We start from the raw sequence: 19,448 nt of genomic DNA on the forward strand, positions 1-19,448 counted from the left end.
ACACTTATGTCAATTGTAATGCACAAATGTCCTTGACTTTTCCTTGCTTGAACAGTGATAGTCTTAGTGACAAAAGTCGTTCCTGTCCGTCCGAGGAGGACAAAGTGCGGGCATGCCGAAAGTCAGGACTGGCCTTTCAGCCGCAGGCGGTATCGTTTGCGTTCGGTCTGCCGTTTGCCCGCGGGAACATCGCCACTGTCCCTCACGTTTATGAATCATCCGTGACGGATGGGCGCATTTTCGCCTGCAGCATGCAAACAACCTGTCGGTAGATCACCTTTGCCGGGCGGAACTCGCGCCGGTCCGCAGCCTAAGTTCAAAAAAGGATTTTTGACCATGACATCGAAGCTTGACCAACTCCGCGAGATTACCACTGTTGTCGCCGACACCGGCGATATCGAAGCCGTCGCCCGCCTGAAGCCGGTCGATTGCACGACGAACCCGAGCATCGTGCTCAAGGCTCTCGGTACGCCGATGTTTGCCGACGCAGTCAAGGAAGCCGTCGCCTGGGGCAAGAAGCAGGGCGGCAATCCCGAAGCCGTTGCTTCCGCCGTTGCCGATCGCCTCGCCATCTCCGTCGGGGCAGCGCTGGTGAAACTCGTTCCTGGCCGTGTCTCGACCGAAGTCGACGCCGACCTTTCCTTCGATACCGACGCTTCGCTTGCCAAGGCGCGCGCGATCATCGCTGCCTACAAGGATCGCGGCATCGGCCAGGACCGCATCCTGATCAAGCTCGCTTCCACCTGGGAAGGCATCCGCGCCGCGGAAGTGCTGCAGAAGGAAGGCATCGACTGCAACCTGACACTTCTCTTCAGCAAGGCCCAAGCGATCGCCTGCGCCGACGCCAAGGTTTTCCTGATCTCGCCCTTCGTCGGCCGCATCCTCGACTGGTATAAGAAGTCGACCGGCAAGGAGTTCACCCCCGAGGAAGATCCGGGCGTCATCTCCGTCCGTGAAATCTACAACTACTACAAGGTGAACGACATCAAGACGATCGTCATGGGCGCCTCCTTCCGCAGCGCCGGAGAAATCGAAGCCCTTGCCGGCTGCGACCGCCTGACCATCAGCCCGAACCTGCTCGACGAACTCGCCAAGGATGAGGGCAAGCTGGAGCGCAAGCTGTCGCCGGACAGCCGCAAGCCGGATCCAAAGGTCTCGGTCGACGAGAAGACCTTCCGCTGGATGATGAACGAAGACGCCATGGCGACGGAAAAACTCGCCGAAGGCATCCGCGCCTTCGCCAAGGATCTCGGAACGTTGCGCAGCATCGTGCAGAAGGAACTGCAGCTCGCCGCCGCCTGATAAGGCCCGGCTACAATCGGAGGCGCGGCTGCCGGCTGGCAGGCGCGCCTTTTTCATGCTGTTATCAAGGGCATATGCTGTCGGAGACCGATATGGCGGATGAGGAACGGGCAAATTCGCTTGCGGCATTTGCCTACAAGCATGTGAGCTTCATCATCGCCGTTGTTGCCGGACTGGTGGTCTTCTTGGCTCTCACCTCGCGTGAAGTCAGCGCCGGCAATATCTTGTTCGGCTGGAATGTCAGCGCCGGCGTTTTTGTCGCGCTCAGTTGGCGCAAAATGCTGCGGGCGACGGTTGAAAGCATCCGGAAACGCTCGGCGGATCTCGACTTCTCCGACACCGTCCTGCTGGCTCTGTCGATCGGTGCCGCACTTGCCAGCATTGCCGGGATCGGCCTCGAGCTTCATTCGATCAAGGAAGCGGCGCCCGACATCGCACTGGCGCGGGCGGGAGTCGCGGTTCTGACGATCCTGATCTCCTGGATCTTCCTGCACACGCTTTTCACCATCCACTATGCCCACTATTTCTACGGCGGGGCGGAAGAGGAGGGCGGGCTGAAGTTTCCCGACGGGATCGAAGAGCCCGGCTACTGGGATTTCCTCTATTTCTCCTTCACCATCGGCGTTGCCGCACAGACGGCGGATGTCGCGGTCAGTTCGACCAGCATGCGTAAGCTGACGCTGTTGCATGCCGTGCTGTCGTTCCTGTTCAATACGACGATCCTGGCGCTGGCGATCAATGTCGGTGCGAGCCTGCTATAATGCATCTTGCCATGAGCGGCTAACTGCCTGCTTTTCAAACCGGAGGATATGATGGAAAGCGCCTCAAGCCGGCCCCGACTTGCCGATCTCATTCTTCTCCTCGGCAGGCTTCTGCTGTCGCTGATCTTCCTGCACGAAGGTTGGTCGCTCGCGGCAGATATCACGGCGACCGTCGACATTTTCGCAAAACTGGGGCTATCGGCGCCGGTGGCGCTTGCCACCATTGCCCTTCAGATCGGCGCCGGCCTTTCCGTTGCGGCAGGCTTCCTCAGCCGGCTTGGCGCATTGGCGCTGGCACTCTTCTGCCTGGCGACCGCCTTGCTCTTTCACACAAATTTGGCGAGCCAGAACGAACTGCTGCATTTCGAGAAGGACCTGGCGATTGCCGGCGGCATGTTCGTCCTGGCTGCTTCGGGTGCGGGATCGATATCGATCGACAAGCTGCTGAGAAAGCGAACGAACAAAATGCCTCCCTGGCTCAGGGCGGTGTTGTCGTGAATGCCCCGGAAATTCGAAGGTCTTCGGCGCTGAATTTGATGAATTTCGCGGGCGCGCCCTGGCGCAATAAAACCGAATAAAACCGAACAAACAGAAGCGTCGATGCGGGCTACACTTTTGGCGACAGGTCAGGAGTGTGCCAGTGATGTCTTCCGCGCAAAACAATCAGCAAAAGCCAATTCTCGTCTTTCTCGGAAAAGACGCTGCCTGCGATATCGTCTCGAAATTGAATGAGAACGGATATGTCGCGGCGGCTGTGTCCTCGGTGCCGGAGCTCTTCGACGCCTTGCGTTCGGACCGATATTTTCTGGCCGTAACGATGCGATCGGATATCGACATGGTCCGAAACATCAAGCCGATACCGGTCATCAATCTGGAGGTGTTCTTCCATACTGTCCAGTCGGCCACGAAGTCCGTCCGCTCCTCGAAGGAGTTCGACACCGACGCATTTCTAAGAAGGATCGCGGCCCTTACCGAGTCAAGGACAGGCAGAATTGCTGCGGTCCAGAGAGCCCCTGCTGCGAACGAGACGCTGATTGCAGGCACGGCGAAGGCATCCCGTTGGCGTGCCGCCACATCCCTTCTTTTAAGCCGCCGCTCCGCCCCCAGCGCAGAACGGGCCGATTAGAGGTGGCCGAATTCCCGTCGCCGACGGACCGGTCTTCGCCTGATTCAGATCCCGATGACCCGGTCCCGTCTCTCCGGTCGGCCACGCTGCGCCTCGTTCCGAACGATTCCTATGAGCATATTTCTACCGGGTTTCGGCGGCTTGAAAGCATCATTCCGAGACCAGAGCTTTTTACTTGGTGCGGGTGTCTTCTCATGTTTCAGTTGCTCGGTGCAGCATCGGCAAGCGGATATATCATCACGCTATTGTTCCTGCTCGTGGCGATCGGTCGTCTCGCCAGAAACGGTCTCGATAGACTCACCGCACGGCTCCCGAAGCGCTCGGCGTTGAAGTTTTATACGACGGCGATCGTCTCTCTGGTGTTTTTTTGCCTGCTGGTCGTCCGGATGTGTTTCATCGCCACCGTCATCATCGACAGCGCCATCCAAGGTGACAAGGTGGAAATCAGTGGCGATCCCGAAAGCCAGTTTTGACGCCGGACCCGGTGTCGGAAATCCTGCAACCACTGCGGAGACCGATCGAAAGGTCGATATCTCAAGCCTGTTGCAGACGATTGCGACAGACTTCTCCGACATGGGCGTCGATGTGAGTTTCACCGGCCCGCGGCGACTGGCGTTTGTCTGCAAACCTCAGGCCCTTACGCGCGCAATTACCAATCTGATCGACAATGCGTCTCGTTATGCAAAGCAAGTCGAAATCGATCTGCAAGAGAACGGCGATGGCGGGATCAGAATATCGGAGGGCGACAACGGCCCCGGTTTGACCGATGAGGCCAAGGCGAAAGTTCTGGAGCCGTTCTTCAAAGTGGATAAATCTCGCCAGATCGGCGCGAAAGGCGGTTCCGGGCTCGAGCTCGGCCGAGAAGGTTCGATGACCGGCTCGGTGAATTATGCCGTGGAGATCTATGATGCTGCGAGCAATCGTCTCCTGTCTTCCTATGTCACCAAGCAATATCCCAATGCGATGAATATCGACGCAAGCTTCACGGCGATGGATGCTTCCATGGTGGGCGTCCGCAAAGGTGCCGACGCTCTCCTTGCCGAGCTGAAATAGGCTGCAGGCTCAAAAGGGCTGGCCATACCAGGCGGCGAAGCCGCAAGTGCAAGATGCGCCTCAATATTTTCAAGCGGCCGCGCGACCACTACAAGATCGCCTGGCCGGCCATCAGCGCAAGGACGAGGAAGATCAGGAAGATCACCAGGGCGATGCCGAAGAGAACGCGGGCGATCGTCGCGGTGGCGGCGGAGACGCCGGAGAAACCGAAGAAGCCGGCGATGATCGAAATCACGAAAAATATCAGAGCCCATTTCAGCATGACGTCATCCTTTGCGGTTGCCTGAGAAAGACGCGGCAACCGGGAAATTGTTCCAGATCGTTTGAAACGGGATGGCGTTCAATTCGGAGATATTCCCATTAGATCTTCAGGCCGAAGAGAAGCGAGATCAACTGCGACTGGCGCTGCGTTCCGGTCTTGGAGAGCACCTTCTTGACGTAGCCGCGCGCCGTTTCATAGGTCAGGCCGCAGATCTCGGCGATTTGGCGAGGGGAGGAACCTTCCATCAGCAGGCGTGCGACGGTCGCCTCCTGCGGCGTCAGGGAGAAGAGCCGCCGCAGAAGATCGCCGTCCGCTCTTGCGCGTTCGGAAAGGTCGGTAACGATTGCAACAGCGTGCGAATGGGCGAAGAGATCCGCCGGCAGGCCTCGCAGGAGCTGGGCACGAATGACGAGCGGTGCCTTGCCGGCGCGTGAGAACAGCACCGGCGTCGACACGGCAGGACTGAGGAAGGTGTCGCCGCCGAGAACCGCCTTCAGATGCCGTCGCAGCAGGCCGGTCTCCTCCTGGCTGCCGGACGTGAGTTCGCGATCGACGATGCGGATATCGCCGTGGAGCAGCCGTTCGGCGCGACTGTTCAGATGGCTGACGCGGCCGGTGCGGTCGAAGAAGACCGAGGCGGTGCCGCTGAGCTCGAAGGCCTCGCTCATGCTTTCGATCTTTGCAGCTTGCAGCGAGCGGATGATCTCGGCCGAGGCGGTCAGCTTCGATCGCATGGCAAGTAGGATCCGCTCCTCCTCCCGGTCGAAAGGATGATCGTCGACGCGGCGCTGCAGGTTGAGGCTGAGCAGCGTATCACCCGAGGTAAAGCCGATCATCGCGGAATAACGCAGACCGAAGCGGGCGAGGAATTCGGTGTAGAATTCCAGGCGCCGGAACTCGTCTTCCGAGGCGATGTCGTGCTCGATGACGATGCCCTTGGCAAGCGCGACCGAAAGCCCGCGTTCGCGGAAATCCCGCTTGTACCAGTCTTCGGCGAAATAGACGTCGAAGGCTTCGAGCAGGTTTGGCGTTGTCAGGAACCCCGGAGAAAACTTGCCGACCGCCGGCATGATGTGGGCGCCCACTGAGCCGGTCGCCCGAGAGATCGCTTCCAGCGTGCCGGCCCATCTTTCCGGGGCGAGGGCGGATTCCAGCAATCCGTCCATGGCCTTTTCGAGCTCGGGGATATCGATGCGCGTCGCCATGAACAAAGACTGCCTGACCGAAGCTATTGCCGACCCGGCTTTCGAGCCGGAGGTCGACTATGGAGTGCCCGTATTGCCGCAACAACAAAATAAGACAATAGCAGGCGTTATTTATCGGCTGAATGTTCCGTTTCAACAAAAGTCGCCTGGTTACTATCGGCGCGCCTTATACCCACGGAATATCCTGCCTTTTCGTCTGTCAGCCGTGATTGATCATCACGTGGCGTACGGCGGTGTAGTCCTCCAGCGCGTAGACCGACAGGTCCTTGCCGTAGCCGGATTGTTTGAGGCCGCCATGCGGCATCTCGTTGGTGAGCATGAAATGCGTGTTGATCCAGGTGCAGCCATATTGCAGGCGGGCGGCGGTCTTCATGCCGCGGCCGATATCCTTGGTCCAGACGGAGGAGGCCAAGCCATAATCGCTGTCGTTCGCCCAGGCAACGGCATCGTCGGCATCGGAAAAGCGGGTGACTGAGACGACCGGACCGAAGACCTCGCGGCGGACAATCTCGTCATCCTGTGTGGCGCCCGCAATGACAGTCGGCGTGAAGAAGAAGCCCTTGTCGCCGGAGACCTTGCCGCCGGCGGTGATCTCCATGTGTTTGTGTTCGGAAGCGCGGGCGACGAAGCTTTCGACGCGGTCGCGCTGGCGCTTGGAGATCAGTGGGCCGATCTCGTTTTCGGTATCGTCGGCCTGGTTGAAGCGGATGCTCGAGACGGCCGAGGAGAGGTCGGCGACGAAATTGTCGTAGACCTTGGCATCGGCATAGATGCGGCAGGCGGCGGTGCAGTCCTGACCGGCATTGTAATAGCCGAAGGTGCGGATGCCTGCGACGACGGCATCGATATCGGCATCGTCGAAGATGATGACCGGGGCCTTGCCGCCGAGTTCCAGGTGGGTGCGCTTGACCGTCTTGGCCGCGGCCTGCAATACCTTCTTGCCGGTCGCGACATCGCCGGTGATCGAGACCATGCCGATCTTGGCGTGATTGATCAGCGCATTGCCGACACTTTCACCACGGCCGAGGATGACGTTGACGACGCCCTCGGGAAGGATTTCGGAGAGCAGCTTCGCCATTTTCAGCGCCGTCAGCGGCGTCTGCTCCGAGGGCTTGAAGACGACGGTGTTGCCGCCGGCGATTGCCGGCGCCAGCTTCCAGGCCATCATCATCAGTGGATAGTTCCAGGGTGCGATCGAGCCGACGATGCCGATCGGATCGCGGCGGATCATCGAGGTGTGGCCGGGCAGGTATTCGCCGCCGGCCGGTCCATGCAGGTTGCGCACGGCGCCGGCGAAGAAGCGGTAACAATCGACGATCGCCGGGATTTCGTCGTTCAGCACGGCATTGATCGGCTTGCCGCAGTTCAAAGCCTCCAGTGTGGCGAAGCCGGCGGCATCCTTCTCGATCGCATCGGCGATCTTCAATAGGTAGCCGGAACGTTCGCCCGGCGTCGTCTGCGACCAGCTCGTGAAGGCCCTTTCGGCGGCGTCGACTGCGGCGTCGACCTGGGAAAGCGACGCCTCGGCAAGGTTCAGTACCGTCTCGCCCGTCTTGGGGTTCAGGACGTGCTCTTCCGTTTCCGTGCCTTTTTCAAAGCGGGAACCGATCAGCATTTGGATATCCATGATGTTCTCCCTGTTATTTGCCGGCGCCGGCGATCTGGTCGCCGTCGCGGGTGAGGTAATAGGCTGCCAGGATTGGCAGGAAGGTGACGAGCACCACGACCATGGCGACCACATTGGTGACGGGGCGCTGGCGCGGGCGGATGAGTTCTTCGAGCATCCAGATCGGCAAGGTCGATTGCTGGCCGCCGGTGAAGGTGGTGACGATGACCTCGTCGAAAGACAGCGCGAAGGCGAGCATACCGCCGGCAAGAAGGGCGGTGCCGATATTCGGCAGGATGACATGACGGAAGGTCTGGAAGCCGTCGGCGCCGAGATCCATCGAGGCCTCGATCAGCGAGCCTGAGGTGCGGCGGAAGCGGGCGACCGCATTGTTGTAGACGACCACGACGCAGAAGGTGGCGTGACCGAGCACGATGGTCCAGACCGAAAACGGGATATCGAACAGGCTGAAGGCGGATCGGAGCGCAATGCCGGTGATGATGCCGGGAAGGGCGATCGGCAGGATGACCAGCAGCGAGATCGCCTCGCGGCCGAAGAACTTCGTCTGGCTGACGGCCGCCGCACAGAGCGTGCCGAGGACCAACGCGATCGCCGTGGCGATAACGGCGACCTGCACGGAAAGGCTGAGCGCCGACCAGACGTCCGGCCGGTTCCAGGCGACGGCAAACCATTGCAGGGTCAGCCCGGGCGGCGGCCATTGATAGCTCTTCTCCTCCGTCGTGAAGGCATAGACGAAGATCAGCAGGATCGGCAGGTGCAGGAAGAGCAGTCCGGCGGCTGCGGCGATTTTCAGGGGCAGTGGCGATCTCTTGAGGTCAGAGCGCATCGAAAGCCCCCAATTTCCTGGCGAGCGACAGATAAAGCGCCATGATGACGATCGGCACGACGGAGAAGGCGGCGGCGAGCGGCACATTGCCGGCCGTTCCCTGCTGGGCATAGACCGCCTGGCCGATGAAGAGCCTGGACGAGCCGATGATCTGCGGGATGATGTAATCACCCAATGTCAGCGAGAAGGTGAAGATCGAACCAGCGACGATGCCCGGCAGCGCTAAGGGCAGCAGCACGGTGCGGAAGGTCTGGCGCGGCGTGGCGCCGAGATCCGCCGAGGCCTCGATCAGGTTGCCGGGCACACGTTCGAGGGCCGCCTGCGTCGGCAGGATCATATAGGGCAGCCAGATATAGACGAAGACGATGAAGGTGCCGAGGTAGCTCACCGAGAGCGAATTGCCGCCAATCACGGGCAGGTTCAGGGTCGCGTCAAGCAGCCAGGAGAGATGCAGCTTCTCGAAGATCCAGGTGAGGATGCCTTCCTTGGCGAGGATCAGCTTCCAGGCGTAGATCTTGACGAGATAGCTCGACCAGAGCGGCAGCATGATGCCGAGATAGAAAAGCGCCTTCCATTTGCCTTGCGCATAGCGCGCTGTGTAGTAGGCGATCGGGAAGGCGATCAAGGCGGAAGCGATGGTCACCAGCGCTGCCATGACGAAAGTGCGGATGATGATGTCGAAATTCGTCGGGTTTAGAAGCTGCGCATAGGTCGAAAGGGTGAATTCGTAATTCACCAGGCCTGAGAAATCGTCGATCGAAAAGAAACTCTGCAGAAGCAGGGCGAGCAGCGAACCGATATAGATGATGCCGAGCCAGAGCAGCGGCGGCGTCAGCATCAGGAAGAGCAGCAGTTTCGGGTGCCGCCAGAAGGCATCGGACAGCCGGCCGAAGAACCCGCCGCGCCCCGGAAGAATCGATGTCGCCTCATTGGTGGTGATGAAGATCGCCGTCATGCCGCGTCATCCATGTAGTGGATATCGTCGGGCTGCCAGGCAAGGCGTATGCCGGCGCCGACGACAGGCACATCTGCGCCCGCCGGCAGCATCACATGCAGCCGCGCCCCTCGGAGGCCAACGGTGAGGCGCGTGGCTGCGCCGAGGAAGCTCGCATTGTCGACCTGCGCCTCGACGCCGTCGCCTGCCAGCCGGATTGCTTCCGGACGAAGGCTTGCCCAGCGTCTTTCGCCGCCGAGCGAGGCCATCAGATCAGGCGCGATGACGTTCGACGAGCCGACGAAATCGGCGACGAAGCGGTTTTTCGGGCGGCGGTAGATATCCTGCGGCGTGCCCTCCTGGACGATGTTGCCGTCGTTGAAGACGGCGACGCGGTCGGCCATGGACAGGGCCTCGCCCTGATCGTGGGTGACGAAAACGAAGGTGATGCCGAGCGCACGCTGGAGGCTCTTCAACTCCTCCTGCATCTGTTCGCGCAGTTTCAAGTCCAGGGCGCCGAGCGGCTCGTCGAGCAGCAGCACCTTCGGCTTGTTGACGAGCGCGCGGGCGAGCGCCACGCGCTGCCGCTGGCCGCCGGACAGCTGGCCGGGGCGGCGGGCGCCGTAGCCCGGTAGCTTGACGAGCTCGAGGGCATCGCCTGCCGCCTTCATCCGCTCCGCCTTGCCGACGCCTCTGACCATCAGTCCATAGGCAACATTGTCGAGGATATTGAGATGCGGAAAGAGCGCGTAGTCCTGGAACACGGTGTTGACGTTGCGGCGATAGGGCGGAACGCCGTCAGCTGTCTCGCCGAAGATCTGGATATGGCCCGCGGTCGGCTGTTCGAAGCCGGCGATCAATCGCAGGCACGTCGTCTTGCCGGAGCCGGATGGCCCGAGCATGGCAAAGAATTCGCCGGGCGCGATCTCGAGATCGACGCCGTCGACGGCGCGAACCTGGCCGAAATGGCGCGATACCTGCTGGAAGCGGACGGCTGACGTCATGGGGGCTCCGGGTCGTGTGTGTTCAGAGAGGGCTCGGTCTTGGCCAACAAAGACCCCGCCCCAAACCCCTCCCCACAAGGGGGAGGGGCTTAATCTGCCGTACCCCTTTCGCAAATACCTTGGCGTTTCGGCAGGAATTCGGCGGTGCCACTCGGAGCCCCTCCCCCTTGTGGGGAGGGGTTGGGGAGGGGTCTCACGCTACAACGGTCATCTCAGTGAGGACGTAAATTACCGTCCGCCGATCACGCCGATATAATCCGACACCCAGCGATGATAGGGCACGCATTCGCTCTGCGTTGTGCATTTGGCGACCGGGGTCTTCCAGAACTTGATCTTGTCGAAGTGATCGAAGCCGTTGGTGGCGCAGCCGCTATCACCCATCAGTTCGTTGCCCTTACAGGCGGCGGGAACGGAGGGCACGGCGCCGAACCAGGCTGCGGCGTCACCCTGGACCTTGGCCTTCAGCGAATGTTCCATCCACATATAGGCGCAGTTCGGATGTTCGCTGTCGGCGTGCAGCATGGTGGTGTCTGCCCAGCCGGTGACACCTTCATCCGGGAAGGTGGAGGCGATCTTCTGCTTGTCGGCCTGCAGCAGGTTCACCTGGAAAGGCCAGGAGCCGGAGGCGACGACACCTTCATTCTTGAAGTCGTCGATCTGGATCATTGCATCGTGCCAGTAGCGGGAGACGAGCTTGCGCTGGCCGCGCAACAGGTCGAGAGCGGCCTTGTACTGGTCCTCGGTCAGTTCGTAGGGATCCTTGATGCCAAGATCCGGCTTGTGGGCCATCAGATACATGGCGGCATCGGCGATGTAGATCGCGCCGTCATAGGCCTGGACGCGGCCCTTGTTCGACTTGCCGTCGGGCAGTGTCTGCTCCTCGAAGACGACGTTCCAGCTGGTCGGCGCCTTGTCCTTGAAGGCATCGGTATTATACATCAGCACATTCGGCCCCCAGAGATAGGGCACGCCGTAGTGCACGCCGCCGGCCGTATACCACGGGCCGTTCTGCAGGCGCTCGTCGACGGTCTTGAAGCTCGGGATCAGATCGGTGTTGATCGGCTGGACACGCTTACCGGCGATGAGGCGGAGCGAGGCGTCGCCCGATGCCGTGACGAGATCGAAGCCGCCCTCGTTCATCAGCGAAACCATTTCATCCGAGGTGGCGGCGGTCTTGACGGATACCTTGCAGCCGCTCTCTTTTTCGAAATCGGTGACCCAGTCGTAGTTCTTGTCGGTTTCGCCGCGTTCGATATAGCCGGCCCAGGCGACGATGCTGACCGCACCTTCGCCCTTGCCCAAGGCCTTCAGCGGTTCGGCGGCGATTCCCTGCGTCGCGAAGCTCAGGCAGGCGAGCGCTGCCGTGCAGGATTTCAACAGATTCGTCATCATCCGTCTCCCGGTTTGCCACTTTTGTGGCGGTTTGTTCCCGGATGAAAGGTGACGCGAAAAAGCCGCTTTCGCAAATTCATTTATCAGAAAGGCGATATCGGAAATTCCGATATCAGCGGATACGCCCGGATCTTAAGCTCTCGGCGATACCGACGAAATCGCGCGCCGCCTGCGGCAAGCTGGAGCCCTTGCGCCAGACCATGCCGACCTGGACGACCGGCAGCGATCCCGAGACGTCGCGGCTCTCGATGCGGTCGCCTTCCAGCGACCATGGTCGGTAGACGAGATCGGGAAGCAGGGCTACGCCGGCGCCTGTTGCAACCAGGCTGCGCACCGCCTCCACCGAGCGGGTGCGGAAGGCGACATGCGGGCGGGCGCCGAGCGCTGAGAGCAGCTTGCCGGTATTCTCTTCGATTTCGTGACCGTCAGCATGATCAGCGGTTCGCGGGCGATGTCGGCGACCGAGATGATGTCGGCCGACACCAGCGGATGGCCCATCGGCAGCCATAGTCGATAGGGCGAGGTTTCGAGGATTTCCGCCTGCAGCGCCATGCGGTCGCGCAGGTTTGATATCACCATCACGGCGACATCCAGCTCGCCGCCGACCAGGAGATGTTCGAGGTAACCGCCATTGTCCTCGATGGCGCTGACCTCGATGCCGGGACAGGCGCGCCGGTATCGCGCCAGGAGATCAGAGAGCACATAGCCGGCGACAAGCGAGGTGACGCCGATGTTCAGTGTGCCGGAGAGGGCGCTTTGCTGGCCGGAAAAGCTGGTCCGCGCATCGGAAACAGAGGCCAGGATCTTCGTCGCATGACGCAGGAACTGGTGTCCGTTATGGGTGATTGTCAGGCCGCGCGGATGGCGCTCGAAGAGCTCGACGCCGAGGTCGGTTTCGAGCTCCTTCAGCGCTTCCGTCACCGAGGATTGCGAGATCGAAAGGTTCTGTGCGGCTCGCGTCACCGAACCCTGTTCGGCGACGGCGACAAAATATTGAACCTGGCGAAGCGTGAAGGCCATGGGGTTTTAGAGCATGGCGGAACGGGCCGTGGCAAGCGGTCGAAAAAAGCGGACCTTTTTTGGTATTTTCTTAAAATGGAGCGGGCTTCGCATGCCCACTTAAACTTTCGGAAACGTCATTTCCTTAGCGTTCTCAGCACTTGTCCTGCGTTGGAGTTTCAGATGGCGGAGCAGTTGGCGTGAAGGCCTTACTGCGCATATTCCGGCCTTCCCGGAAATTGGCAATCATCATTGGCGGAGTCGCTCTTCTCATGGGCGTGTCCGGCGGTGCGGCGGTCTATGTCGGCAAGGACAGGCTGATCGGTGCAACTGGTGGTGGCTACGGGCTCGAATGCAGCGACGTCAATCTGGTGACGATCCGCAAGCAGGACCACGTCTGGGTGCGCAAATACATCAAGACGGAACCGACTGACGGGATGACGCGTGTCAAGACCGCGCTGCGTGTCGCCCAGGCGGTTTATGCCGCGCAGAAGCCGGATCTGGTCCAGGTGGTGGTGCTTGATGAAAACGGCCCAACGTTACGCGCCGACATTCGCGGCAGGGCGATCGGCGCCGATGTCGTCTATATCCCGCATCCTGACAAGTCCGTTCCGGGCCTCGACGACAAGTCCTATACGGCGCGCTACTACGACGGCAGGGCCAGCGAAAACGGGCTGTTCTTCGGCGAGCGGATAGAGATGCCGTCCGACGAGATCGCCATGATCAGCGCCGCTTTCAAGGATCCCGAGGATTGCGTCGACCCGGTCGCGGTTGCCTCGACCAGAAGCGAGGAAAAGGGCAAGAAGGCCGCAGGCGGCGGGCATGGCGCAGCGCCGGCAGCCGAAAGCGAAGCCGCGCCGGCTGCAGGCGGCCACGGCGCAGATGCGGTCGCAGAGGCGCCGGTCGAAGAGCCGCCGGCTGAAGCCGCCAAGACCCACTGAACAGCGAGCATGAAAAAGCGGAGCGCCGGGAGGCACTCCGCTTGGCATTTTCGACCTGTCTTCCGGTCAGTCGGCTTTGCTGCGGCGGGCCGGGAAGAGGATGACGTCGCGGATCGACGGTGCATTGGTCAGCAGCATGATGAGACGGTCGACGCCGATGCCGAGGCCACCTGCCGGCGGCATGCCCTGGTCGATTGCGTCGAGGAATTCCTCGTCCAGCTGCTTTTCCTTTTCGCCGCGGGCATGCGCCAGTTCGAGTTGCTCGACCATGCGGCGGCGCTGCTCTTGGGGATCGTTGAGTTCCGAGAAGGCGTTGCCGAGTTCCCAGGCGTTGCAATAGGTCTCGAAGCGCTCGACGAGGCGCGGCTCGCCCGGCACTTCCTTGGCGAAGGGCGAGATATCCTTCGGGAAATGCGTGACATGCGACGGCTGGATCAGCGTGGATTCGACCTTTTCCTCGAAGATGAAGGCAAGGCATTCACCCCAGGTCCAATCCTTCTCGACCGCAAAACCGGCAGCCTTGGCGGCGGCGCGGGCCTCTTCATCGGTCTTGATGGCGAGAAAATCGATGCCGGTCGCTTCCTTGACGGCATCGGGCATCGGCACGCGCTTGAACGGCCCCTTGAAGGACATGGTCTTGTCGCCGAAGGGGAATTCCGTCGTGCCGTGAATGGAGAGCGCCAAGGTTTCGAACAGCCGCTCGACGAGGTCCATGATGTCCTCGTAATCGACATAGGCCCAGTAACACTCCATCATGGTGAATTCGGGATTGTGCCGGGTGGAGACGCCTTCGTTGCGGAAGTTCCGGTTGACCTCGAAGACCTTGTCGGTCAGCCCCGAGATCAGCGTGCGCTTGAGGAAGAGTTCCGGCGCGATGCGCAGGTACATGTCGAGCTTCAGCGTGTTGTGATGCGTCTTGAACGGCTCAGCGGTGGCGCCGCCATAAACCGACTGCAGCATCGGCGTCTCGACTTCCATGAAGCCGTCATTTTCCATGAAGCGGCGGATGCCGGAGAGGATCTTCGAGCGCTGCTGGAAGCGGAGCTTCGAATCCTCGTTGGTCATGATGTCGAGATGGCGCTTGCGGTAGCGCAGCTCGATGTCGGAGAGACCGTGCCACTTCTCCGGCATCGGCAGCAGCGACTTCGTCAGCATGGTGATCGTATGCGCGTTGATCGTCAGCTCGCCACGCTTGGTGCGGCGTACGATGCCGGTGACGCCGATGATGTCGCCGATGTCGATCATCGGCAGCAGCGCACGGGCTTCTTCCGGGGTCGTGTCCTTGTGACTGAAAATCTGGATCTTGCCGCCGGCATCGTGGATGTCCATGAACATGCCGGAGTTGCGCGACGAGTAGACGCGGCCGGCGACGGTGACGACATCCTGCGTCTCGACGTCAGGTTCCAGGTTCTCATATTTCGCGATGAGTTCGGCATTGGTCATCGTGCGGTGGAAATGCGCCGGATAGACCTCGCCGATCTGCTCACGCAGCAGCTTCAGCTTCTGGGCGCGCACTTCCGTCGCGTCGGAGGAAAGGGTGTTTTCGGTCTTGTTGTCAGCCACTGTCGAAATCCTCTGACTGTTCTTACTTCGAGCCGACGAGGGCGGCGACCGCCTGCGAGGCGAGCTTCAGGCGCTGACGCACAACGGACCGGCCGAGGATCGCCATGGAATCGAAGAGCGGCAGCGAGCGGGACGAACCGGAGACCGCGACGAAGAGCGGCGAGACCACGATCTTCAGCTTCTTGCCCATGCGGTCGGCGATCGCGCGCAGCTCCGCCTCGATCGTCTCGACGTTCCATTCCAGGATCTTTTCGAGATCCGGCTGAACGGTGTTGAGGATCTCCAGGATCTCTTCCGGCGGCGACTTGATCTTGGCGAAGTCGGACGGCTGCAGGCCGAGATCGGATTTCAGCAGGAAGCCAGCAAGATCGGGCAGTTCGCCGAGCTTGGAAATGCGCGTCTGCGACAGGCGCAGACCTTCCTTCAGGCGGTCGTTTTCCATCGCCCAGGTCAGCACACGTGCCTGGAATTCCTCTTCGGAGAGCTTCTCGCGGATCCAGCGGCCGTTCAGCCAGTCGAGCTTCTGGATGTCGAAGATGGCGCCGGCCTTGGAGAGGTTCTCCGGATCGAACTTCTCGGAGAGAGCGTCGATATCAAGCAGCTCTTCGCCCTCGGCGATCTGGACGAAGAACAGGCCGAGGAAGTTCATCAACGCTTCCGGAATGTAGCCAAGCGCGGAGTAATAGGAGATCGAGGTCGGGTTCTTGCGCTTCGACAGCTTCGACTTGTCGGCATTGCGCATCAGCGACAGATGCATGAAGACCGGCTGGTCCCAGCCGAAATAGCGATAGAGCAGGATGTGCTTCGGCACCGAAGCCAGCCATTCCTCGCCGCGCGCCACATGAGTGATCTTCATCAGATGGTCGTCGATGACGTTGGCCATGTGATAGGTCGGCATGCCGTCGGCCTTGACGAGCACCTGCATGTCGACGGAATCCCACGGGATGCTGACATCGCCATAGACGCCGTCGGTAAAGTCGCAGGAGCCTTCGGCCGGGATCTTCATACGGATGACGGTCGTCTCGCCGGCAGCCATGCGCGAGGTGACCTCTTCGGCCGCAAGATTCAGGCAGAGGCCGTCATATTTCGGTGGCTTGCCGGCGGCACGCTGGGTTTCGCGCATCTGTTCCAGCCGCGCGGGCGTGCAGAAACAGCGGAAGGCATGGCCCTTGTCGAGCAGCTCCTGTGCATAGGGCTGGTACATCGGCTTGCGATCGGACTGGCGATAGGGGCCGTAGGGACCGCCGATATCAGGGCCTTCCTTCCATTCCAGCCCACACCATTTCAGTGCGTCCAACACCTTCGTTTCGAATTCCGGGGTCGAGCGCGTCGCATCGGTATCCTCGATGCGCAGGATGAACTCGCCGCCGTGCTTCTTGGCGAAAAGGTAGTTGAAGAGAGCGATGTAAGCGGTGCCGACATGCGGCTCGCCGGTCGGCGAGGGAGCGATGCGGACGCGGACGCCGGTGGCTGTCCCGGAAACTGTCATTGTGTGTGCCCGTCAATGAATGCCGGACGGCTTTCATGGGAAAGCGACGTTCGGTCGGAAGGATGCAGATAGCTTCATCGGCAAACCGGCCGGAAAAGGGCATGCACCCGCACTATCCGCCGATCGTCCGTTCGGCTGGCCTTAGGCCATATTCAACCGGGCGCGTCAAGAAAAACCACGCCTGCAAAGGCCTGATGGCGGTCCGGGAGGGCGCCAGTTCCGCCGCGCCGCCCGTCCAAGCCTCAATGCGCGGCGTCGCGTTTGCGTTTGCGGGCGTTGCGCGCGAACATGTTCAGCACCTCGACCAGCGCCGAGAAGGCCATGGCGGCGTAGACGTAGCCCTTCGGCACGTGGAAGCCCATGCCATCGGCGATCAGCGTCGTACCGATCATCAGCAGGAAGGCGAGCGCCAGCATGACGATCGTCGGGTTCCGCTCGATGAAGTTGGCAAGCGGCGTCGCGGCAACAAGCATGACGGTGACGGCGACGACGACGGCGACCACCATGATCGGCAGATGCGGCGTCATGCCGACGGCGGTGATGATGCTGTCGACGGAGAAGACGAGGTCGAGCAGCAGGATCTGGCCAATGGCCGATGCAAAGCCTGTCGTGGTCGACTTGGCGATGAAATCCTCCTGATGGTCTTCCGGATCGACGGTGTGATGGATTTCCTTGGTGGCCTTCCAGACGAGGAACAGACCGCCGGCAATCAGGATCAGATCCTTCCAGGAGAAGCCGTGGCCGAAGGCTTCAAACAGCGGTTCGGTCAGTTGCACGATCCAGGCGATGGTGCCGAGCAGGACGAGACGCATGACGAGCGCAAGACCGATGCCGATCTTGCGGGCCTTCTCGCGGTGCTCGGGCGGCAGTTTGTTGGTGAGAATGGAAATGAAGATCAGGTTGTCGATCCCGAGAACGACTTCCATCACCACCAGCGTGATGAGCGCCACCCAGGCGGCCGGATCCTGAATGAGCGTCATGATTTCCTGCATCAGCATATATCCCCTTTGCGTCACATGCGTAGTGACGCCCGCTATGTAATGTCGCCGGCCTGCCAGGCAAGCGCCGCAAGGGGGTATACGAAACCGATGTGACTTTTATTCCCCTGAACGGGATGATTTAAGGCCGGGGCGGCCTTAAATTTGAATCCTGTTCCAGATTAAAGAGTTAGAGCATGATGTCGTCCGAAAACCGCTGACATTTTTCGGCATCATGCTCTGACCGGCAACCAGATTTCGGTGACGCCCATGCCGGTATAGGGGTCGAAGCGCTCGTCGTAGCGTTCGAACATGTCGGGTGTCTCGCCGTGCTCCAGGCCTGAGGTTGGCCACCATGCGCCAAATATCCGGTTCATCGTCGCCGGAATACCGGAGACATGGCCGCGATGGGCAAAGACGACGTAGCGCTGGCCTGGAAGCTTGAGCGTTGCAAAATCCGCCGGCAGATCGCCGGCATCGGAAATTTCGACCGCGGCCATATAGCGGAATTTCTCTGCTTCACCATCGATATGGGTGCAGATGCCGTAGGCGATGTTGCCTTTCTGGCCGGAGATATGGCCGAAATGGGCATTGAATTTCTGCCAGAGGGAGGGGATGGCGGCATTGCCGCCATAGGAGTAGGTCTCCTGCAGGCCGGCAAACATCATCGGTTGAAGGGTTTCGAAGCGGGGCGGTTCGAGGTCGTTGAGGTGGGCGGGGTCCATTCTGATCGGCTCCAGCAAGACAAGGTTACGGGCGTGCCCCTGTCTGCGCACCGCATCCGGCGTCATGCCGAACTGGTCGCGGAAGGCACGGGTGAAGGCTTCGTGCGAGCCGTAGCCGGCGCAAAGCGCAACCTCGAGAATGGTGGATGAGCCGCCGACCAGTGTGGGCACGGCGCGGCTGAGGCGGCGCCCTCTTATATAGGCGCTGATCGAGTGACCGGTGACGAGCCCGAAGACGCGCGACAGATGGTAGCGCGACAATCCGGCTGCTTCCGATATCTCTTCCAGCGATATATCTCTTTCGAAATGGCTCTCGATGAACCAGATCGCCCGTCCGACGGCGCTCATCCTCATTCTCCTACAGTGCCGCGCCTCTTTTTGAGAGGCGCAAAGGACGCTGTAACACTTTGCAGTGGTTGCGGCTTCTTCCTTAGAGGAAGGCCGCCAGCCGGATTTGATCGCTATTGCGGGATTTTGGCCGATGGAGCGCGGTGGTCAAGGATGCGGTTGGACGGTCTCGTGTCGGCGCGCGCCGTAGGCGGCCATGAAGACCCGGATCGCGCCGCGGATGACGCGCTCGATTTCGTCACGCGGCGGCGGCTCTTCCATGCTTCCGAACAGGCGGAGCTTGAAGAAACTACCGCTGGCGAGATCGAGGAACTGGCCGGCGGCGAGATCGATGTCGTCGATCTCAAACCTGCCTTCGGCGATGTGGCGTTCCAGGAAGTCGCGCATGATGGTGCGCAGATTTTCCGGACCCTTGAAGAAGCGTTGACAGAGCACCGGCATGCGGTCGCGAACGCCGAGAACGGTGCGCATCGCGCTGATGACCTTTTCATCGGTCATATGGGTAACGAAGCTTATCCCGAATTCGTACAGGCCGGCTTCGGGATCGTCATGTTCGGCAAGCGCCGTGCGCACGGCCGCCACGAAGGCGGCGCGCTCGGTCTCGATCATCGCCGAAAACAGCTCTTCCTTGTTGGTGAAATAGACGTAAAGCGTTCCCTTGGAGACTCCGGCCTCGCGGGTCACGTCGTTCATGCTGGCGGCGTCGAACCCCATCTTCATGAAGACGCGCTTGGCGCCGGCGAGGATCTGTTGGCGCTTGGCCGGATCTTCGCCTGCGGCAAATCGGCCTCCGGCAGCGGGAGGACTGAATACGGCGGCGTGGTCTGGTGTCAGCGTCATGTCCTCTTAACCGTGTTGACTGTTTCGCATGTTCTTTAAAAGAAATCGAACCGATTGGTTCTATACATCTTGAT

General features: G+C 60.7%; 18 protein-coding genes and 2 pseudogenes. 7 read left to right on the forward strand and 13 right to left on the reverse strand.

Annotation, left to right across the window (positions count from 1 at the left end):
* Positions 1-336: 336 nt before the first annotated feature.
* The 6 genes and pseudogenes from tal to GFM02_RS35175 form a co-directional block, all read left to right on the forward strand.
* A complete protein-coding gene (gene tal / locus GFM02_RS18505) occupies positions 337-1,302 on the forward strand; it encodes a transaldolase (RefSeq protein WP_168322384.1) in 966 nt (321 codons plus the stop codon).
* Between the two features lie 92 nt (positions 1,303-1,394).
* Positions 1,395-2,063 (forward strand): DUF1345 domain-containing protein, encoded by a 669-nt coding sequence (locus GFM02_RS18510; protein WP_026265458.1) that lies wholly within the window; start codon positions 1,395-1,397, stop codon positions 2,061-2,063.
* Positions 2,064-2,111: 48 nt separating this feature from the next.
* Entirely contained in the window at positions 2,112-2,561 is a 450-nt protein-coding gene (locus GFM02_RS18515; RefSeq protein WP_077979431.1) for a DoxX family protein, read from the forward strand.
* 136 nt (positions 2,562-2,697) lie between these two features.
* Positions 2,698-3,189: a hypothetical protein gene (locus GFM02_RS18520; RefSeq protein WP_168322385.1), complete on the forward strand. Its 492-nt coding sequence runs from the start codon at positions 2,698-2,700 to the stop codon at positions 3,187-3,189.
* 194 nt (positions 3,190-3,383) lie between these two features.
* Complete coding sequence (locus tag GFM02_RS35595) at positions 3,384-3,662, forward strand: hypothetical protein (protein WP_168322451.1); 279 nt, start codon at positions 3,384-3,386, stop codon at positions 3,660-3,662.
* A 25-nt stretch (positions 3,663-3,687) separates the two neighbouring features.
* A pseudogene (locus tag GFM02_RS35175) lies at positions 3,688-4,242 on the forward strand (ATP-binding protein); the annotation flags it as partial.
* 88 nt (positions 4,243-4,330) lie between these two features.
* On the opposite strand, the gene GFM02_RS18535 reads toward GFM02_RS35175, so the two are convergent.
* From GFM02_RS18535 to GFM02_RS18570, 8 genes and pseudogenes are all read right to left on the reverse strand, one after another.
* Positions 4,331-4,504 carry a DUF1328 domain-containing protein gene (locus GFM02_RS18535; RefSeq protein ID WP_003552965.1) on the reverse strand — a complete coding sequence of 58 codons (174 nt, stop codon included), beginning with the start codon at positions 4,502-4,504 and terminating at the stop codon, positions 4,331-4,333.
* A 98-nt stretch (positions 4,505-4,602) separates the two neighbouring features.
* Positions 4,603-5,709, reverse strand: coding sequence for a helix-turn-helix transcriptional regulator (locus tag GFM02_RS18540; RefSeq protein ID WP_168322386.1), 1,107 nt, complete (start codon positions 5,707-5,709; stop codon positions 4,603-4,605).
* Positions 5,710-5,908: 199 nt separating this feature from the next.
* Positions 5,909-7,336 (reverse strand): gamma-aminobutyraldehyde dehydrogenase, encoded by a 1,428-nt coding sequence (locus GFM02_RS18545; RefSeq protein ID WP_168322387.1) that lies wholly within the window; start codon positions 7,334-7,336, stop codon positions 5,909-5,911.
* Between the two features lie 13 nt (positions 7,337-7,349).
* Positions 7,350-8,162, reverse strand: a complete 813-nt coding sequence (locus GFM02_RS18550; RefSeq protein ID WP_017989472.1) for an ABC transporter permease — start codon at positions 8,160-8,162, stop codon at positions 7,350-7,352.
* Positions 8,152-9,117, reverse strand: a complete 966-nt coding sequence (locus GFM02_RS18555) for an ABC transporter permease (protein ID WP_020051707.1) — start codon at positions 9,115-9,117, stop codon at positions 8,152-8,154. Before GFM02_RS18555 ends, GFM02_RS18550 begins: the two co-directional genes overlap by 11 nt.
* The gene (locus GFM02_RS18560) at positions 9,114-10,100 is read right to left on the reverse strand and encodes an ABC transporter ATP-binding protein (protein WP_020051706.1); all 987 of its coding nucleotides are present in this window, start codon (positions 10,098-10,100) and stop codon (positions 9,114-9,116) included. The genes GFM02_RS18555 and GFM02_RS18560 overlap by 4 nt, the downstream gene beginning before the upstream one ends.
* Positions 10,101-10,328: 228 nt before the next feature.
* Positions 10,329-11,489, reverse strand: coding sequence for an ABC transporter substrate-binding protein (locus tag GFM02_RS18565; RefSeq protein WP_026265456.1), 1,161 nt, complete (start codon positions 11,487-11,489; stop codon positions 10,329-10,331).
* A gap of 115 nt (positions 11,490-11,604) precedes the next feature.
* A pseudogene (locus GFM02_RS18570) lies at positions 11,605-12,512 on the reverse strand (LysR family transcriptional regulator).
* 179 nt (positions 12,513-12,691) lie between these two features.
* Between GFM02_RS18570 and GFM02_RS18575 the strand changes: the two are divergent.
* On the forward strand, positions 12,692-13,432 hold the full coding sequence (locus GFM02_RS18575) for a hypothetical protein (RefSeq protein ID WP_168322388.1): 741 nt from the start codon (positions 12,692-12,694) through the stop codon (positions 13,430-13,432).
* Between the two features lie 66 nt (positions 13,433-13,498).
* Here the strand turns inward: GFM02_RS18575 and lysS are convergent, their stop codons facing one another.
* The 5 genes from lysS to GFM02_RS18600 all read right to left on the reverse strand — a co-directional run bounded on the left by lysS (position 13,499) and on the right by GFM02_RS18600 (position 19,374).
* Positions 13,499-14,995, reverse strand: coding sequence for a lysine--tRNA ligase (gene lysS / locus GFM02_RS18580; RefSeq protein WP_168322389.1), 1,497 nt, complete (start codon positions 14,993-14,995; stop codon positions 13,499-13,501).
* Positions 14,996-15,017: 22 nt separating this feature from the next.
* Positions 15,018-16,484: a glutamate--tRNA ligase gene (gene gltX / locus GFM02_RS18585; RefSeq protein WP_168322390.1), complete on the reverse strand. Its 1,467-nt coding sequence runs from the start codon at positions 16,482-16,484 to the stop codon at positions 15,018-15,020.
* Between the two features lie 242 nt (positions 16,485-16,726).
* Complete coding sequence (locus tag GFM02_RS18590; RefSeq protein WP_168322391.1) at positions 16,727-17,476, reverse strand: TerC family protein; 750 nt, start codon at positions 17,474-17,476, stop codon at positions 16,727-16,729.
* 218 nt (positions 17,477-17,694) lie between these two features.
* A complete protein-coding gene (locus GFM02_RS18595) occupies positions 17,695-18,534 on the reverse strand; it encodes an AraC family transcriptional regulator (protein WP_168322392.1) in 840 nt (279 codons plus the stop codon).
* Positions 18,535-18,681: 147 nt separating this feature from the next.
* Positions 18,682-19,374 carry a TetR/AcrR family transcriptional regulator gene (locus GFM02_RS18600; protein ID WP_168272989.1) on the reverse strand — a complete coding sequence of 231 codons (693 nt, stop codon included), beginning with the start codon at positions 19,372-19,374 and terminating at the stop codon, positions 18,682-18,684.
* Positions 19,375-19,448 lie beyond the last annotated feature (74 nt).

The sequence above is a fragment of the Rhizobium leguminosarum bv. viciae genome, from assembly GCF_012276115.1.
Classification (GTDB): Bacteria; Pseudomonadota; Alphaproteobacteria; order Rhizobiales; family Rhizobiaceae; genus Rhizobium; species Rhizobium leguminosarum_T.